Raw genomic sequence first — 15,893 nt, forward strand, 5'->3', positions numbered from 1 at the left:
CGGCTCTGCCGCGACGCCGGGGTTAGACGCGGGGGCGCTTACGATACAGCCACAGACCGGGTATCGACAGGCCAATGGAGAGGGCGCCCACGATCGAAGAGGCCTTTAAAAAATTGCTCAGCAGCAAAATCATCATCTCTTCAGAATAGCCAAAATGGCTGATTTTTACCGCGGAGATCATCGCGGTGTAAGCGGAAATACCGGGAAACATCGGGATCACGGCGGCGACGGTAAAAATCTTCGGATGCGCCAGATACCAGCGCGACCACTGGATGCCGATGCAGCCCACCAGCAGGGCGGCGAGAAACGTGGCCCATTCAATGTTAAAACCAGCGCTCATCATGACCATGCGCGAACCATGGCCGATGGCTCCCAGCAGCGCGCACCAGCGCAGGGCGCGCTGCGGGACATTAAAGACCATCGCAAACCCGACGGCAGGGATCGCCGCCAGCAGCATGTCTTCCGCCAGCGCGAAAATAAACGAAATTATGCCCATCCCCGCAGCCCCCATACGGTCATTGCCATCACTACGCCAATGCAGGTGGCAAGGGTTAACAGGCTGGCGATCGCCCAGCGGGCGAGGCCAGTATTTATATGCCCTTTAAACATATCGGCGACGGCATTGATCAGCGGAAAGCCCGGGACCAGCAGCAGGACGCTGGCGGCCATGGCAATGGTCGGGGTGCTGGCAAAGGTCGGGAGGCGCAGCAGTAGCCCGGAGATCGTGGTGGCCACAAAGGCGGTGATGCAGAAGTTGATCTGCGGATGCATAGAACGGTGGGTCAGCACCTGGCGAATGTACATGGCCACCGTGCTGGCGCAGAAGCTGACCAGCGCTCCATCCCAGCCGCCGTTATTCAGTTTACAGAAACAAGCGCAGGAGAGGCCCACCATGATCACCAGCAACCAGCGGGGATAGCGCAGGGGCCTAATCTGCGCGAAGCGCTTCTCGACGTCGCGATAGTCCAGCAGCTTATGCTCGGCGAGGATCACGATATGCTGCACTTCCGTCACCACATGCATATTAATGCCGCGGTCGACATTCTTACGCGTTGAGGTAAGACATTCGCCATCCTTAATGGTGGTCAGGACGATAGCGTTGGAGGAGATGGCGCTTTCGACGCTGTCCATCCCCAGCGCCAGCCCGAGACGCGTTGAAAGCTCTTCCACCAGCGCGCTTTCGGCGCCGTGCTGTAACAAAAAAAGACCACACTGGATGCATAATCGTGTGATTGCCCGCTGCTGTGCCCGATCAACCTGCATATTTCCTCTGCTGTCCGCGACGCCTGGTATCTGCCGATACTTTAACCTGAAGCGCCGGGGCGGCTGAGGGGGGTGGGATCAAATAATGTGCAAAAATCTCCCGTCCGCCGGGGTGGCGGAATTTGAATCGTCCCACACTTTTGCCAGTTTGGTGAAAAGTGCAATTTTTGTCGCCATTCATCCCTTCTTTTTCCCGTCTGACTTATCAAAAATGCAGGAAAGCACTTTTATTAAACAAAAATTATACAAATAATTAACCCTGCAAAAGTGAGACAATCCTATGAAAACACAGGTCGCGATTATTGGCGCTGGCCCTTCCGGGCTGCTGCTGGGGCAGCTACTGCACAACGCCGGGATCCACACGGTCATTCTTGAGCGTCAAACGCCGCAGTATGTGCTGGGGCGCATCCGTGCGGGAATTCTGGAAAGCGGTACCGTCGATCTGCTCCGTGAAGCGGGCGTGGCGCAGCGGATGGATGTCGAAGGCCTGGTGCATCATGGGGTGGAGTTTCTCTTTGACGGCCAGCGGGTGCCCGTCTCACTGAGCGAGCTGACCGACGGCAAGAGCGTGATGGTTTACGGCCAGACTGAAGTGACCCGCGATCTGATGGCTGCCCGGGCCGCCAGCGACGCGCCGATCGTGTACGGCGTCAGCGAAGTGACTATCCATGACGCAAAAAGCGACCGGCCGACGATCACCTATCTTAGCGAAGGTGAATTCTGCCGCCTGGAGTGTGACTTTATCGCCGGTTGCGACGGGTTCCATGGCGTGTCGCGGCAAAGTATTCCCGCTGACATCCTCAAGACTTACGAGAGCATCTGGCCGTTCGGCTGGTTAGGCTTGCTGGCGGATACGCCGCCGGTCAATCCGGAGCTGATCTATGCGCATCATCAGCGGGGATTCGTTTTATGTAGTCAGCGCTCACTTACTCGCAGCCGCTACTATCTGCAGGTTCCGCTGAGCGATAAGGTGGAGGACTGGTCGGATGAACGCTTCTGGCAGGAGTTGAAATGCCGATTGCCGGAGGATCTGTCATCAAAGTTAGTGACTGGTCACTCACTTGAGAAAAGCATCGCTCCCTTGCGCAGCTTCGTCGTCGAGCCAATGCAATATGGGCGATTGTTCCTGGTGGGGGATGCCGCGCATATCGTACCGCCGACCGGCGCTAAAGGGTTGAACCTGGCGGCATCGGACGTGAACTATCTGTGGCGGATCCTGCGTGAATACTACCATCACGGCCGGAGCGATCTGCTGGCGACCTATTCGCGACTGGCGCTGGATCGGGTCTGGAAAGGGGAACGCTTTAGCTGGTTCATGACCCGCCTGCTGCACGATTTTCCGCAGCAGAGCGAGTTCGACGCCAAAATGCAGGCGGCCGATCGCCGCTACTATCTGGGCTCGCGCGCCGGGCTGACCACTATCGCGGAAAACTACGTGGGCCTGCCCATGGAGCGTGTCGTCTGACTGAACAGGAGTCACTATGCCCCCCGTCCAAACTGTTCCGGTATTTAAGCTGTATGGCGAGGAGCGCGGCTGGCCGACGCCGGACCTGCTGCACTGCGAGTCGATTTTGCAGCGCAGCAGCCTGTATCAGTGGCATATTCGCGTCCACCAGCATGCCGAAATGGTCCAGCTCCTCTATCTGCACAAAGGTCGGGCGGAGATCGAAATTGAAGGCACCACCTCGGTGATGACGGAGTCCTGCATCCAGGTGGTGCCCGCCCTCTGCATTCATGGCTTTCATTTCTCACCCGGAACGCACGGATTTGTGCTCTCCCTGGCGCTGCCGCTGCTGAGCCGTTTTGAAAATCAGTTCGGCCGACCGCTGGATGTGCTTAGCGTTGCGCAGTGTCTGCCGGTGGGGCGTTCCCGGGGGCGTATGCATACGCTGTTTTCAGCGCTTCGCGAGGAGTACAGTGCCGATCATGATGCCCGGGAAATGATGCTTTATTCGCTGCTGGGGACGCTGCTGGCCTGGCTGAACCGGCAGTGCCGCCCCGCACCGCCCGCGGAAGATAAAGCGGAGCGAAAGCGCAGTATGATGCGTCATTTTTCCCGGCTTATTGAGAGCCACTACCGGCAGCACCTCCCGCTGGCGGAGTATGCGAAGTTGATTGGGCTGTCGGTCACGCATTTAAACTATTTATGTCGCGAGTTCTATGGCTGTAGCGCCCTTGGGGTATTGCATCAGCGACTGATGCTTGAGGCGCGGCGTAATCTGCAATACACCCGCATGACGATAACGCAACTCTCTGATTATTTGGGCTTTAGCGACGCCGCCTATTTTTCTCGCTTTTTCCGCCGCTATAGCGGTATGTCGCCTAAAGCATTTAGAGAAGCAATTAAAGAGAATGCTTCATAATGTTCATGCCTGAAATTATTTTTGCTAAATAATGGTTTTATCTTTTCTAATTTATTAGCGCAGGGCGTCTGTGCTAATATTCATCGCAAGTATACACAGGAATAATATTTACTTGATATGACCACGGTTCGGTCATGCAGTATATCGTGTACGCGGGCCATGAATATGCTTTTAATATTCATCCAGTAAATGGTATGGCGATCGAGTCACTCGCCGATCGTTTGCGGGCAAGCGAAGAAACTTCGACAGGAAGCGGAGGTGTTATGTTACCAGGACAAGGTAAGTTTGGCGTCGTTATTAGTAAAATCCCCGTCATGCAGTCAGGGTTAAAGGTGATCTTCAATGAGAACCTCCCGGATTACGAACTCAGTTTTTGCCGCACTCATGATGAGCTCACCCTTTTACAACTGCGGCGAGCGGTGCTGGTCGTTGCGGATATCTCCGGCGAGATTGCGCAGCCCCGGGCCGTCTGCGAGCGTTATTACTCCCTCATGACCCAGTATCGAGATATTCACTGGGTTTTTATGGTCAGCGACAGCCTCTATCCATTAGCCGTTGAGCTTTTAATTCGTCCCGAAAGCTCGCTGATCTCAGAGAACGAGCCGGTTGACCGGCTGATTGAGGTGATTTGCGCCGGTAGCCGTGCGGCTGAGCAGATTAGCCGTACGTTGTTTACCGGGGATGTGGACAGCGATTTCGCTAGCTACCACTCAGCGGCGATGCTGACCCTGTCAGAGCGGAAAGTTCTGCGCCTTCTGGCGAAGGGATGGGGAATTAACCAGATCGCCGCGCTGTTGAAAAAGAGTAATAAGACGATTAGCGCGCAGAAAAATAGCGCAATGCGTCGTTTATCGCTACGCAGCAACGCTGAAATGTATGCCTGGATCAACAGTGCGCAGGGAATGCAAGAGCTGAATATCAATTCAGCTTACGGGGAACAAATGGAATGGAAAAAAATAGCACAACCCGTCATGTCGCCATCGTAGAAAAATGTGTGATGACGGAAATGGCCTGGCGCTATACCTTTAGCCGTGAAGAGAGCAGCCAATACCGCATTCATTTTTTTAAAAATATCAATTTGCTCAGGGCGATGGAAACGTCGTTCCCATGGTCAGCAATCATCTTTTCACTTTCGGGGAGTCGTTCGTCCAGAGCCGAGAGCCTGCTTTTTCTTCACGAAATGGCGAGGATCCGACCGGAAGTACAAACGATTATTCTGGCTAATAATGAAAGCGAAATGCGTCTGATCGGCCATTTAATGCCGGCCTGCCTGCAGGGTATATTAAATAAATCCGCGCCGCGACGCGGATTGCAGGAGCATTTGTTACAGCTGCTGGATAATCATTCCCTCGCCGGCAAAGAGCACTTTTGCGGCAGAGAGGCATGCAACGATCCGCTAAGCCCAACGGAGCACGCCATTCTTCGGTATATGTCGTGGGGATATTCGCTTGCGGAAATTGCGGTGCAGCTGAACCGGAACATTAAAACCATCCGCGCGCATAAATTCAACGCCATGACCAAGCTCGGGGTTCGCTCTGACATTGGTTTATTAAACGCGGCGGATATCTTGCTGCATTTACCGATAAGCGGCCCGACCAGCGCCGTTAAACAGGTGGCATAACGCGGCTATATGCATACGTCTACCCATGTTGCATCGGTGAGCTGCGCCATTCGTTCTGGTTCAATGCGAACGGCGCTGTGAATAGCTCCCGCTGCGGGTAGCACCTCCTGATAGTGCCTGAGCGAGACGTCACAGAAGACGGCCAGCGGATTTTCCAGACCAAACGGGCACACGCCGCCAACCGGATGGCCGGTCCAGGTTACCACCTCGTCGCTGCTCAACATACGCGCTTTTGCGCCAAAGGTCTCTTTCAGCTTTTTATTATCCAGCCGCGCATCGCCCCTGGCGACGATCAGTACAATCTTATCTTTGATCTTGAGCGACAGCGTTTTGGCTATTTGTCCCGGCTCAACGTTGTGCGCGGCAGCGGCAAGCGCCACAGTGGCGGTACTCTGGTTTAACTCAATAATTTCGATATCGGGGGCGTGTTCGGCAAAAAACTGCCGTACAGACTGCAGACTCATTGGATTCTCCTGATTTAAGGCTGGTTAAATCTGTCACAAGCCTGGCGGAGTGTAAATATCAGCGCGGACAATCCAGATTCTTTCTATTTTGTCGATCTCCTTCACATTCACCGTAACCGGTTACAGTAACCGGTTGCGGTTATCTGCATTGAGATGAATACTGGAACAGTCACTTCTCCTTTTATTTATAACAAAAGAGCCGTGTATGAATCGTTGTGTTATGGGCAGTATAGCCGGTAATCCACCCGCGGCCTGCTGCATCAATAAGCGGTCATCGTAACGGCAGGGTAATCGTTGTTGGGCCAGTATCAATAGCCTGTCAGGAGGGCTACTATGTCTGCTAACCATGCTGCGTTTAATTTGATATTTCGCTTTGTAGAAAATTACATAAGCCCCATAGCAGGGCGGATCTCATCGCAGCGTCACGTCATGGCTATCCGTGACGGTTTTATCTCCGCGATGCCGTTTATGATCGTCGGATCGTTCCTGCTGGTGTTTGCTTATCCTCCTTTCTCCCCGGACACCACCTGGGGTTTTGCCCGCGCCTGGCTGGATCTGGCAAAAGAGTTTGAGGGGCGCATTCTGACCCCCTTTGATATGACGATGGGGATCATGTCGATCTACATCTGCGCGGCAATCTCTTACAACCTCGGTAAGCACTACGAGAAATCCAATCAGCTCGATCCCTTTATGTGCGCGATGCTGTCGATCATGGCCTTTTTACTGATTGCCGCGCCGAAGACGAATGGCACGCTGCCGGTGGACAGCCTTGGCGGAACAGGGATCTTTACCGCCATTCTGGTGGCGATCTACTGTGTGGAGATGATGCGTTTTCTCAAGGCGCATAATATCGGTATCCGTCTACCGGATCAGGTCCCACCGATGATCAAAAATTCCTTTGATCTGTTGATCCCGGTGCTGGTGGTTGTGCTGACGCTCTATCCGCTGAGCCTGTTTATTCAGCACCATTTTGACATGCTGATCCCGCAGGCCATTATGGCAATTTTTAAACCGCTGGTTTCGGCAGCCGATTCCCTGCCGGCGATCCTGCTGGCGGTCCTCATCGGCCACCTGCTGTGGTTTGCCGGGATCCACGGTGCGGCGATCGTTTCCGGGATGCTGCAGATGTTCTGGCTGACCAACCTCGGTATGAATCAGCAGGCGCTGGCCCAGGGCGCGCCTCTGCCGCATATTTTTATGGAGGCGTTCTGGACCTTCTTTATCGTGGTCGGAGGTTCCGGTGCCACCATGGGGCTGGTGTTCTGCTATCTGCGCAGCCGCTCAGCGCATTTGCGCTCCATTGGGCGTTTAAGCGTGGTGCCAAGCCTGTTTAACATTAACGAGCCGGTCATATTTGGGACGCCTATCGTCATGAACCCGGTGTTCTTTATTCCGTTCCTGCTGGCGCCGATGGTGAATGCGGTGTTGGCCTGGGCGGCAATGAAGCTGGATCTGATTGGCCGCGTCATCTCCGTGGTACCGTGGACGGCGCCGGCGCCGATTGGCGGTGCCTGGGCGCTGGGCTGGGATTTCCGGGCGGCGATTCTGGTCATCGTTCTGGCCTGCGTGTCGGCGATTATCTACTTCCCGTTCTTTAAGGTATATGAGAAGCAACTGCTTGCTCAGGAAGCGGAAGAGGCTGAACGGGCGGAGCAGGAGAGTCAGCAGACCGCATAAATAGTGACCGGGCGGCCACAGGCCGCCCGTTGCTTATTGTAGACAGGGCGTTATTTTAACGTGCAGTCGCCGCACTGTTGGACGTCCGGCAGGCGATAGCGCTGGCAGCAGGTGCGTCGGACTAACTGTCCTTCACGCAGCACAACCGTTCGCCATAGTGGGTTATCCTGACCATCGGCGAGTTGTTTTTCGAAGAAACAGTGCTGGCGCAGGGCGGCAAGCTGCTCATCCCCCAACAGCGCGCGCATTTCCCCAAGATACCAGTTAATCAGATAGCCAGTATTGCTCCAGATAAGTTTGCCATTGATCTCGCCCGTGGCTTCCAGCGCCTCAATAACCGGCTGCAGGGTGCGCGTCACCAGGGCATCCATTCGCGACAGCGGTGACAGTCTCTCAATACCGGCATCGCTATGGACATCAATCCAGAAACAGGCCGCCCTGCCGCTTTCGTGAAATTCGACGTGGAAATGTTCCGGCGCCAGGCTGAGACCCTGTGGTTCATTGAGCAACGCCAGCATCAGCGGCGGCACCAGCAGACCGATATACCATTGCGCCCAGAGCGAGAGCAGAGGTTTTGCTTCCCGTGTCAGCGTTGGCTGATGACGATAGATATGATCGGAATAAGTGGCCAGCAGAGAGCGTAAGGCGGTGGGTTGCGACCACTCGGCAAGCGTCAAAGCGTGCCCTGGAGCGGATTCATCCAGGCGCAGGAAATCGAGCAGATGGGGGCGAAGGGTGGCGATTTTTTCCCGAATACTCTCCGCCAGGGCGCGCTCAGCCGTCGGCAAAGGGGCCCGCCAGATAAGTTCATCGCTGAGAGGAAGGGAACGCCAGGCCATTCGATTTCCAGATACAAATCTAAATGATAATGATTCCTGATATTAGTTGTTTGCAGGCGGCATGGCAAGAATTTTGTCGGCGCCACGATGCCGCGGCGCGCGCAGGTTAACTGGCCAGAATAATGTTGCGGCCTTTATTCTTAGCGTCATAGAGTGCGCCGTCGGCGCGCGCCAGCGCTTGCTCAATATTGTCATCAATGAGCGGCGTCAGGCCAATACTGATGGTCACGTTGGTGGCGACGCTTTCATTAAACATATGCGGGATTTTCAGGTCATAGACCCGCTGCCGAATACGTTCGGCAGCCTGCCAGGCCGTTTCTTCGCTGCTGTTGGTCAGCAGCACCATAAACTCCTCTCCGCCAAAGCGGGCGACAATATCGCGCGAGCGTACGGCGTTGCGAATAGCAGCAGAGACGCGAATGAGCGCCTGGTCGCCCATCATATGACCATAGTGATCGTTATAGGCTTTGAAATGATCGATATCGAGGAGCAGCACGAAGTGGTTGTCGCCGTCCAGCGCCAGCAGGGTATCGAGGCGATTCTGCAGTCCGCGGCGGTTATACAAACCGGTCAGAGGATCCAGCATACTGAGATCGTTGAGGGTGTTGCGTTCCTGCATGAGTTTATCCATTAATCCTTGTGTGAAGGCATCGCTGCGCTTCTGGATAATATTTTGCAGGGTAATACCGGCAATAGGCAGCATAAAACAGTAAGTCATGCGCAACCATTGTTCCCCCTCCGCCATTATCAGGCAGGCAAGGAAAGTCGGTAAAGAGTGGAGGGTAAAGGCAGTGATATTATTGGAAAAAGCGATGGTGCCGATAAACAGAATGCTTAATAGGGCGATCACCAGATAGTTAAAATGCGGCGGTGTCAATAGCATCGCCTTTGTCGCTACGTGCCATGCCCATAGCATGCCAAATAACAACGAGATAGCGGGAATATTTATTTTCGATTGCGGCCATTTCCAGTGCCAGAGCAGCAGCAACCCGCTGCAGGCCACGATCAGGGCGCAAGGCAGCGTAAAACGAACTACCGTAAATAGGGGGGTGACCAGCGACAGAGAGGATGAAATGAAATTAAGCAGTAAAAAAAGCCGTAAGGAATATTGATATTTTTGTGCGTAGTGTGCTCGCCAGGTTTGTGCAGTCATATCGGAAGAATCATTATTAGTCGTTAAATTTCAAAATGATGAAAGCCAAAAATGAAGAGTCTGATAACAATGTGCAAAAAAAGGTTATTTGCAAAATAAGAAAAATATTTAATATATATCGATAATCCGCTTAATTTATCACCTTCATGAATGTATGTCATTACCGCGAACGTAAAGAATAAGGCGCAGAGCACATCGCAAATGACAAATGATAAAAGTTATCATATGATATTGGTTATCATTATCGTTGTGAGAGGTGAAACCATGCTGCAGCGAGCATTAGGAAGCGGTTGGGGAGTCATCGTTCCCGGCGCGCTGATTGTCGCTCTCGGGTATGCCGGGGTGTCGGCTGACGTATGGCGGACGCTGGTCGCGGTGGGCATGCTGATGTCCGCGGCGATGATATGGCATCGTCAACTGCGCCATTTTATTCTGCTGCCATCGTGCGTTGCACTGATTGGTGGAATAATGCTGATGCTTGTGGATATCAAACTGAGGGGGTAACGCCGGGAGAGGGAAGAATATTGGTGCGAGGGGGGGGACTTGAACCCCCACGTCCGTAAGGACACTAACACCTGAAGCTAGCGCGTCTACCAATTCCGCCACCTTCGCCCAGTGCGAGCAATATCTTCGTGGATTATGGTGCGAGGGGGGGGACTTGAACCCCCACGTCCGTAAGGACACTAACACCTGAAGCTAGCGCGTCTACCAATTCCGCCACCTTCGCATACCATCGACACTATGAAAGTATCGTTACCACGGAGGCGCATTCTAGTGGTTTTCGGCGACACGTCAATAGTTAATTATGCAGGTTGTATCGATTGCTGCAAAAATGGGCGGATTTGCCCGCAGGAAGCGCCAGCGGTACCAGAAACGGGCCGCCGGCGTGAGAAGGCGACTATTTTTTCGCCTGACGGGTCATGATGGTGCGATAGACCTTAAAACGTCCGGTCTGGGCGATCACCTCATGGAAGCCGAACGTCTCATCCAGCACCTGGGGATACGGCAGGAAGGCGTTGGCGACAATGCGCAGCTCGCCGCCGCTGTTCAGATGGCGAACCGCGCCGCGGATCAGCGCCTGGGCGGCTTCGAGGCTGGTCTGCAGCCCGTCATGGAATGGCGGGTTGGAGATGATCATGTCGAAGCGACCATTGACCTCGGAGAAGACGTTGCTGGCAAACACATCGCCAGCCAGGCCGTTGGCGGCAAGCGTCGCGCGGCTGGCTTCGACCGCAGGGGCGCTGACGTCGCACAGGGTCAGGCGCACTTTCGGCGAATGGCTGGCCAGCGCGGCGGCCAGCACGCCTGCGCCGCAGCCGACGTCCAGCACTTTCCCTTTGGTATGCGGCTCGAGGGTGGAGAGCAGCAGCTGGCTGCCGACGTCCAGCCCGTCGCGACTAAAGACGCCAGGCAGGGTTTTAATCGTCAGAATATCCAGTGTGTATTCGCCCCAGAAGGCATCGGCGTCGAAGGCGGGCTGCTTTTCCAGTCGGCCATGATAGAGGCCACAGCGGCGGGCGCTATCCACTTTGTTTAATGGCGCGTATTCAGCCAGCATCTGCTCCGCGCTGCGGACGCCGCTGCGGTTTTCACCGACGACGAAAATGTCGCTTCCCACCGGCAGCAGAGAGAGCAGGTTCATCAGCTGGAACTGTGCCTCTGGTTTATTTTTTGGCCAGTAGTAGATCAGGGTGTCGCATTCGGCGACGTCAGCGGCCTCAGCCACTAAGCTAAAACGGACGGTGTCTCCCATCTGGCGGTTGAGGACCTGCCAGTGGTGGAACTGTTGGGTGTGGGCGCGGCTGGCCGCGGTATCCAGACGCGCAGGCAGGTCATCCTGCAGGTCACCGGCAAACAGAACGCGGGCGGACTCGAAATCATCACTGTGGCGCAGCAAGACTTCACTTGCCGGGGTAAAAGCGGACATGAAACACTCCTTCATTAAGACTGGCGCCGATTATAGTAGTTTGTTGGCGCAGATACGACGGATTTGCTATATTGCGCGCTTGTTTAACAGGAGTGTTTCGCTATGACATCCCGACGAGACTGGCAACTACAGCAGCTGGGCATTACCCAGTGGTCGCTGCGCCGACCGGGGGCGTTGCAGGGCGAAATCGCTATCTCGCTTCCTGAACATATTCGTCTGGTGATGGTGGCGGAAACCCCGCCGTCGCTGACAGAGCCGCTGATTGGCGACGTATTGCGCGCGCTGGCCGTGACGCCAGATCAGGTCCTGCAGCTGACCCCGGAGCGGGTGGCGATGCTGCCGCAGGACAGCCGCTGCAACAGCTGGCGGTTGGGCACAGAGGCGTCGCTGCCGCTGGCGGGCGCCCAGGTGTCCACCCCCGCTTTTGATGAACTTCAGACCAGCGCGCCGGCTCGCAGGGCGCTCTGGCAACAAATCTGCGCACATGAACACGATTTCTACCCTCAGCACGGCTGATTTAACCCGAGCCTGGCAAATCGAAACCCGCGCCCACGCTTTCCCGTGGAGCGAACAGACCCTGGCCAGTAACCAGGGGGAACGCTATCGCAACTATCAGCTGTCGGTGGATGGCGAAATGGCGGCGTTCGCCATTACGCAAGTGGTGCTGGATGAGGCGACGTTGTTCAATATCGCGGTCGATCCCGCTTACCAGCGCCGTGGCCTGGGGCGAGCGCTGCTGGAACACGTCATTGACGAAGTCGAAAGGCTCGGCGTCGTCACGCTATGGCTGGAGGTACGCGCCTCCAACGTTGCCGCTATCGCGCTGTATGAAAGCTTAGGCTTCAATGAGGCGACGATTCGCCGCAACTACTACCCGACGGCCGACGGGCGCGAAGACGCCATTATTATGGCTCTGCCAATCAGTATGTAAGACAAGGTGATACGATGAAATGGGACTGGATTTTCTTTGATGCCGATGAAACGCTGTTTACGTTTGATTCTTTCAGCGGCTTGCAGCGGATGTTTCTCGACTACAGCGTGACCTTTACCGCCGAAGATTTTCAGGACTATCAGGCCGTGAATAAGCCGCTATGGGTGGATTACCAGAACGGCGCCATCACCTCGCTGCAGCTGCAGCACCAGCGCTTTGACAGCTGGGCGGAACGTTTGAATGTGCCGCCGGGGGAACTCAACGACGCGTTTATGAATGCGATGGCGGAAATCTGTGCGCCGCTGCCGGGCGCGGTCTCTCTGCTCAACGCGCTGCAGGGCAAGGTCAAGATGGGCATCATCACCAACGGCTTTACCTCGCTGCAGCAGACTCGTCTGGAGCGGACCGGTTTACGCGATCACTTTGATTTGCTGATTATTTCTGAAGAAGTGGGCGTCGCCAAACCGGACGCGCGCATTTTCGATTACGCGCTGGCGCAGGCGGGTAACCCACCGCGCTCGCGGGTGCTGATGGTCGGCGATACCGCCGAGTCGGATATTCGCGGCGGCGTGAATGCCGGACTGGCGACCTGCTGGCTCAATGCGCATCAGCGCGAGCTGCCGGCGGACCTCGAGCCGGACTGGACGGTGACCTCGTTAAGCGAACTGGAGCAGCTCCTGTGTAAACACTGATTGCCTCCCCCCCGTTGATGGGTAAAATAGCCGCAATTTTTCGTATTCCACATGCGTGGCTCATGGCCGCGTTTACTTAGAAGATTAATTATGACGTTGTCTCCTTATCTGCAAGAGGTGGCCAAACGCCGCACTTTTGCCATTATTTCTCACCCGGATGCCGGTAAGACCACCATCACCGAAAAGGTGCTGCTGTTCGGACAGGCGATTCAGACCGCCGGTACCGTAAAAGGTCGTGGCTCCAGCCAGCACGCGAAATCCGACTGGATGGAAATGGAAAAGCAGCGTGGTATCTCGATCACCACCTCGGTGATGCAGTTCCCCTATCATGACTGTCTGGTGAACCTGCTGGATACCCCGGGGCACGAAGACTTCTCGGAAGATACCTACCGTACCCTGACGGCGGTGGACTGCTGCCTGATGGTGATTGACGCGGCAAAAGGCGTCGAAGATCGGACCCGTAAGCTGATGGAAGTCACCCGTCTGCGCGATACGCCGATCCTCACCTTTATGAACAAACTCGACCGTGATATCCGCGATCCGATGGAGCTGCTGGATGAAGTGGAGAACGAGCTGAAAATCGGCTGCGCGCCGATTACCTGGCCTATCGGCTGCGGTAAGCTGTTCAAGGGCGTCTATCATCTCTACAAAGATGAAACCTACCTGTATCAGACCGGTAAAGGCCATACCATCCAGGAAGTGCGCATCGTGAAGGGGCTCAACAACCCGGATCTCGACGCGGCGGTGGGGGAAGATCTGGCGCAGCAGCTGCGCGACGAGCTGGAGCTGGTGCAGGGCGCGTCGAACGAGTTCGATAAAGATCTGTTCCTGGCCGGGGAAATCACCCCGGTGTTCTTCGGAACCGCGTTAGGTAACTTCGGCGTTGACCATATGCTGGATGGCCTGGTGGAGTGGGCGCCGGCGCCGATGCCGCGTAACACCGACACCCGTGAAGTCACCGCGACGGAAGAGAAGTTCACCGGCTTCGTGTTTAAAATTCAGGCCAATATGGACCCGAAACACCGCGACCGCGTGGCTTTCATGCGCGTGGTGTCAGGTAAATATGAGAAAGGCATGAAGCTGCGTCAGGTGCGCATCGGTAAAGACGTGGTGATCTCCGACGCGCTGACCTTTATGGCCGGCGACCGTTCGCACGTTGAAGAAGCCTATCCTGGGGATATCATCGGCCTGCATAACCACGGCACCATTCAGATTGGCGATACCTTCACCCAGGGCGAGATGATGAAGTTCACCGGTATTCCGAACTTCGCACCGGAACTGTTCCGTCGTATTCGCCTGAAGGATCCGCTGAAGCAGAAACAGCTGCTGAAAGGGCTGGTTCAGCTCTCTGAAGAGGGCGCGGTGCAGGTCTTCCGTCCGATCGCCAATAACGATCTGATCGTCGGCGCCGTGGGTGTGCTGCAGTTTGACGTCGTCGTGGCGCGCCTGAAAAGCGAATACAACGTGGAAGCGATTTACGAATCGGTCAACGTGGCCACCGCGCGCTGGGTTGAATCCACTGACGTGAAGAAATTCGAAGAGTTCAAACGTAAAAACGAAGTTCAGCTGGCGCTGGATGGCGGCGATAACCTGACCTACATCGCCCCGACGATGGTCAACCTGAACCTGACGCAGGAGCGTTATCCTGACGTGGTGTTCCGCAAAACGCGCGAGCACTAATCCCTGACGAAGCGCGGCGCAGGCCGCGCTTTTTTCTTCTTCCGCCCGCGCTTCCCTCCTTCTGGAAAGTTCTTAAAACGCCGCTAATTCGTCTGTTTTTTATCCATATCCTCCGCAACCCCTTCGCCTGTCTACTATATTTAATTCGTGTTTTTAAAAATGCTGGCGTAATTCACTGCGATAAGACGCCAGCGCTGGTGAAAAAACGAGGACATCACGATGACCAGACTAAAGAATGCCAATATGTTGCTGGCGCTCTTCTTAGGCTTAGCCGCGTTGAACGCCTCGGCAGAGACGGAAAAAACAACGGTAGACAGTGCGAAGTCTGCTGCCAGCAATGCGGGAGAGGCGGTAGACAATTCGATTAATAAAGTCGGCGATTTTATGGACGACAGCACCATTACCGCACGGGTAAAGGCGGCGCTGATCGACCATAAAGATATTAACTCCGGCGATATTTCGGTGAAAACGGAAAACAAAGTGGTCACCCTCAGCGGCGACGTCACCAGTGCTGAACAGAAAAGTCAGGCGCTGAGCGTGGCAAAAGCGGTCGAAGGCGTCTCTCAGGTCAACGACAAGCTGACGGTGCAGCACAAATCGTCGAGTGAGACGGCGACGCTGAAAGGCTATGCCGGGGACACCGCTATTACCAGCGAAGTGAAGGCTAAGCTGCTGGCGGATGACATTGTCCCTTCGCGCAATGTGAAAGTCGAAACTAACGCCGGCGCAGTGCATCTGACCGGTACGGTGGCTTCCGCGGCGCAGGCTGAACGCGCCGCAGAGATTGCGAAAGCGGTTTCCGGTGTGAAAAGCGTCCGCAACGATCTTAGCGTGAAGTAAATCGAGTTATTAACAAAAGTGTTGTCTGGCCAAGGTTGCCGAACGAATAGCAGCACCCACTGAGCGATGAGCTTTCCAGAAAGGGTGCGCAAACCGCTGTTCACCGTCCATTATGGTAAGGAGAAAAGTATGTTTCGATGGGGAATTATTTTTCTGGTCATTGCATTAATTGCTGCGGCCCTGGGCTTTGGTGGTCTGGCGGGTACTGCCGCTGGCGCCGCGAAAATCGTCTTTGTCGTCGGGATCATCCTGTTCCTGGTGAGCCTGTTTACAGGACGCAGACGTCCGTAGAGGGACAACAATCCGGGCGATGCTGAAGCCTGAGCGTTTTTACTGACACGTCGTCTTACACAAAGCCAGTCCTGCGGACTGGCTTTCGCGGTTTAAGCGATGGGCAAATTGCGTTACCTTGTCAGGAGAAGACTAATCGAACAGGAAAGCAG

Annotated in this window: 19 protein-coding genes and 2 tRNA genes; 12 read left to right on the top strand and 9 right to left on the bottom strand. The window is 55.1% G+C overall.

Features of this window, described 5'->3' with window-relative positions; genetic code table 11:
• Positions 1–22: 22 nt before the first annotated feature.
• Positions 23–496, bottom strand: coding sequence for a threonine/serine exporter (locus ABLX76_RS23350; RefSeq protein ID WP_004886472.1), 474 nt, complete (start codon positions 494–496; stop codon positions 23–25).
• A complete protein-coding gene (locus tag ABLX76_RS23355; RefSeq protein ID WP_004886474.1) occupies positions 487–1,263 on the bottom strand; it encodes a threonine/serine exporter ThrE family protein in 777 nt (258 codons plus the stop codon). Before ABLX76_RS23355 ends, ABLX76_RS23350 begins: the two co-directional genes overlap by 10 nt.
• Positions 1,264–1,543: 280 nt before the next feature.
• Here ABLX76_RS23355 and pobA point away from each other — a divergent pair, with 280 nt between their 5' ends.
• From pobA to bglJ, 4 genes are all read left to right on the top strand, one after another.
• The gene (gene pobA, locus ABLX76_RS23360) at positions 1,544–2,728 is read left to right on the top strand and encodes a 4-hydroxybenzoate 3-monooxygenase (protein ID WP_172740220.1); all 1,185 of its coding nucleotides are present in this window, start codon (positions 1,544–1,546) and stop codon (positions 2,726–2,728) included.
• Between the two features lie 16 nt (positions 2,729–2,744).
• Complete coding sequence (locus tag ABLX76_RS23365) at positions 2,745–3,626, top strand: helix-turn-helix domain-containing protein (protein ID WP_023291878.1); 882 nt, start codon at positions 2,745–2,747, stop codon at positions 3,624–3,626.
• 263 nt (positions 3,627–3,889) lie between these two features.
• Entirely contained in the window at positions 3,890–4,612 is a 723-nt protein-coding gene (locus ABLX76_RS23370; protein WP_044525327.1) for a LuxR C-terminal-related transcriptional regulator, read from the top strand.
• Positions 4,573–5,247: a DNA-binding transcriptional activator BglJ gene (gene bglJ, locus ABLX76_RS23375; RefSeq protein WP_348875360.1), complete on the top strand. Its 675-nt coding sequence runs from the start codon at positions 4,573–4,575 to the stop codon at positions 5,245–5,247. Before ABLX76_RS23370 ends, bglJ begins: the two co-directional genes overlap by 40 nt.
• 5 nt (positions 5,248–5,252) lie before the next feature.
• Here bglJ and ABLX76_RS23380 read toward each other — a convergent pair whose 3' ends face one another.
• On the bottom strand, positions 5,253–5,711 hold the full coding sequence (locus tag ABLX76_RS23380) for a YbaK/EbsC family protein (protein ID WP_023291881.1): 459 nt from the start codon (positions 5,709–5,711) through the stop codon (positions 5,253–5,255).
• A gap of 333 nt (positions 5,712–6,044) precedes the next feature.
• On the opposite strand from ABLX76_RS23380, the gene ABLX76_RS23385 reads away from it, so the two are divergent.
• Positions 6,045–7,388: a PTS cellobiose transporter subunit IIC gene (locus ABLX76_RS23385; RefSeq protein ID WP_002887650.1), complete on the top strand. Its 1,344-nt coding sequence runs from the start codon at positions 6,045–6,047 to the stop codon at positions 7,386–7,388.
• A 50-nt stretch (positions 7,389–7,438) separates the two neighbouring features.
• On the opposite strand, the gene fhuF is transcribed toward ABLX76_RS23385, so the two are convergent.
• The 3 genes from fhuF to ABLX76_RS23400 all read right to left on the bottom strand — a co-directional run bounded on the left by fhuF (position 7,439) and on the right by ABLX76_RS23400 (position 9,574).
• Entirely contained in the window at positions 7,439–8,227 is a 789-nt protein-coding gene (gene fhuF, locus ABLX76_RS23390) for a siderophore-iron reductase FhuF (protein ID WP_241515714.1), read from the bottom strand.
• Between the two features lie 106 nt (positions 8,228–8,333).
• On the bottom strand, positions 8,334–9,380 hold the full coding sequence (locus tag ABLX76_RS23395; RefSeq protein ID WP_348875361.1) for a GGDEF domain-containing protein: 1,047 nt from the start codon (positions 9,378–9,380) through the stop codon (positions 8,334–8,336).
• Between the two features lie 23 nt (positions 9,381–9,403).
• Positions 9,404–9,574: a hypothetical protein gene (locus ABLX76_RS23400; RefSeq protein ID WP_072096669.1), complete on the bottom strand. Its 171-nt coding sequence runs from the start codon at positions 9,572–9,574 to the stop codon at positions 9,404–9,406.
• Between the two features lie 70 nt (positions 9,575–9,644).
• Between ABLX76_RS23400 and ABLX76_RS23405 the strand changes: the two genes are divergently transcribed.
• The gene (locus ABLX76_RS23405; protein ID WP_101978478.1) at positions 9,645–9,884 is read left to right on the top strand and encodes a DUF1435 domain-containing protein; all 240 of its coding nucleotides are present in this window, start codon (positions 9,645–9,647) and stop codon (positions 9,882–9,884) included.
• A gap of 21 nt (positions 9,885–9,905) precedes the next feature.
• Here ABLX76_RS23405 and ABLX76_RS23410 read toward each other — a convergent pair.
• The 3 genes from ABLX76_RS23410 to rsmC all read right to left on the bottom strand — a co-directional run bounded on the left by ABLX76_RS23410 (position 9,906) and on the right by rsmC (position 11,307).
• A tRNA-Leu gene (locus ABLX76_RS23410) sits at positions 9,906–9,992 on the bottom strand.
• Between the two features lie 28 nt (positions 9,993–10,020).
• A tRNA-Leu gene (locus ABLX76_RS23415) sits at positions 10,021–10,107 on the bottom strand.
• Positions 10,108–10,278: 171 nt separating this feature from the next.
• Positions 10,279–11,307, bottom strand: a complete 1,029-nt coding sequence (gene rsmC, locus ABLX76_RS23420) for a 16S rRNA (guanine(1207)-N(2))-methyltransferase RsmC (protein WP_348875362.1) — start codon at positions 11,305–11,307, stop codon at positions 10,279–10,281.
• Between the two features lie 102 nt (positions 11,308–11,409).
• Between rsmC and ABLX76_RS23425 the strand changes: the two genes are divergently transcribed.
• From ABLX76_RS23425 to ABLX76_RS23450, 6 genes are all read left to right on the top strand, one after another.
• Positions 11,410–11,823 (top strand): DNA polymerase III subunit psi, encoded by a 414-nt coding sequence (locus ABLX76_RS23425; RefSeq protein WP_004886506.1) that lies wholly within the window; start codon positions 11,410–11,412, stop codon positions 11,821–11,823.
• Positions 11,792–12,238, top strand: coding sequence for a ribosomal protein S18-alanine N-acetyltransferase (rimI, locus tag ABLX76_RS23430; RefSeq protein WP_023291887.1), 447 nt, complete (start codon positions 11,792–11,794; stop codon positions 12,236–12,238). The genes ABLX76_RS23425 and rimI overlap by 32 nt, the downstream gene beginning before the upstream one ends.
• A 14-nt stretch (positions 12,239–12,252) precedes the next feature.
• Entirely contained in the window at positions 12,253–12,930 is a 678-nt protein-coding gene (gene yjjG / locus ABLX76_RS23435; protein WP_023291888.1) for a pyrimidine 5'-nucleotidase, read from the top strand.
• Between the two features lie 90 nt (positions 12,931–13,020).
• Complete coding sequence (prfC, locus tag ABLX76_RS23440) at positions 13,021–14,610, top strand: peptide chain release factor 3 (protein ID WP_002887711.1); 1,590 nt, start codon at positions 13,021–13,023, stop codon at positions 14,608–14,610.
• Positions 14,611–14,829: 219 nt separating this feature from the next.
• Positions 14,830–15,450, top strand: coding sequence for a molecular chaperone OsmY (gene osmY / locus ABLX76_RS23445; RefSeq protein WP_017901234.1), 621 nt, complete (start codon positions 14,830–14,832; stop codon positions 15,448–15,450).
• A gap of 129 nt (positions 15,451–15,579) precedes the next feature.
• Positions 15,580–15,741 carry a DUF1328 family protein gene (locus tag ABLX76_RS23450; RefSeq protein ID WP_002887716.1) on the top strand — a complete coding sequence of 54 codons (162 nt, stop codon included), beginning with the start codon at positions 15,580–15,582 and terminating at the stop codon, positions 15,739–15,741.
• Positions 15,742–15,893 lie beyond the last annotated feature (152 nt).

The organism is Klebsiella sp. JB_Kp004 (assembly GCF_040065795.1).
GTDB classification, from domain to species: Bacteria; Pseudomonadota; Gammaproteobacteria; order Enterobacterales; family Enterobacteriaceae; genus Klebsiella; species Klebsiella quasipneumoniae.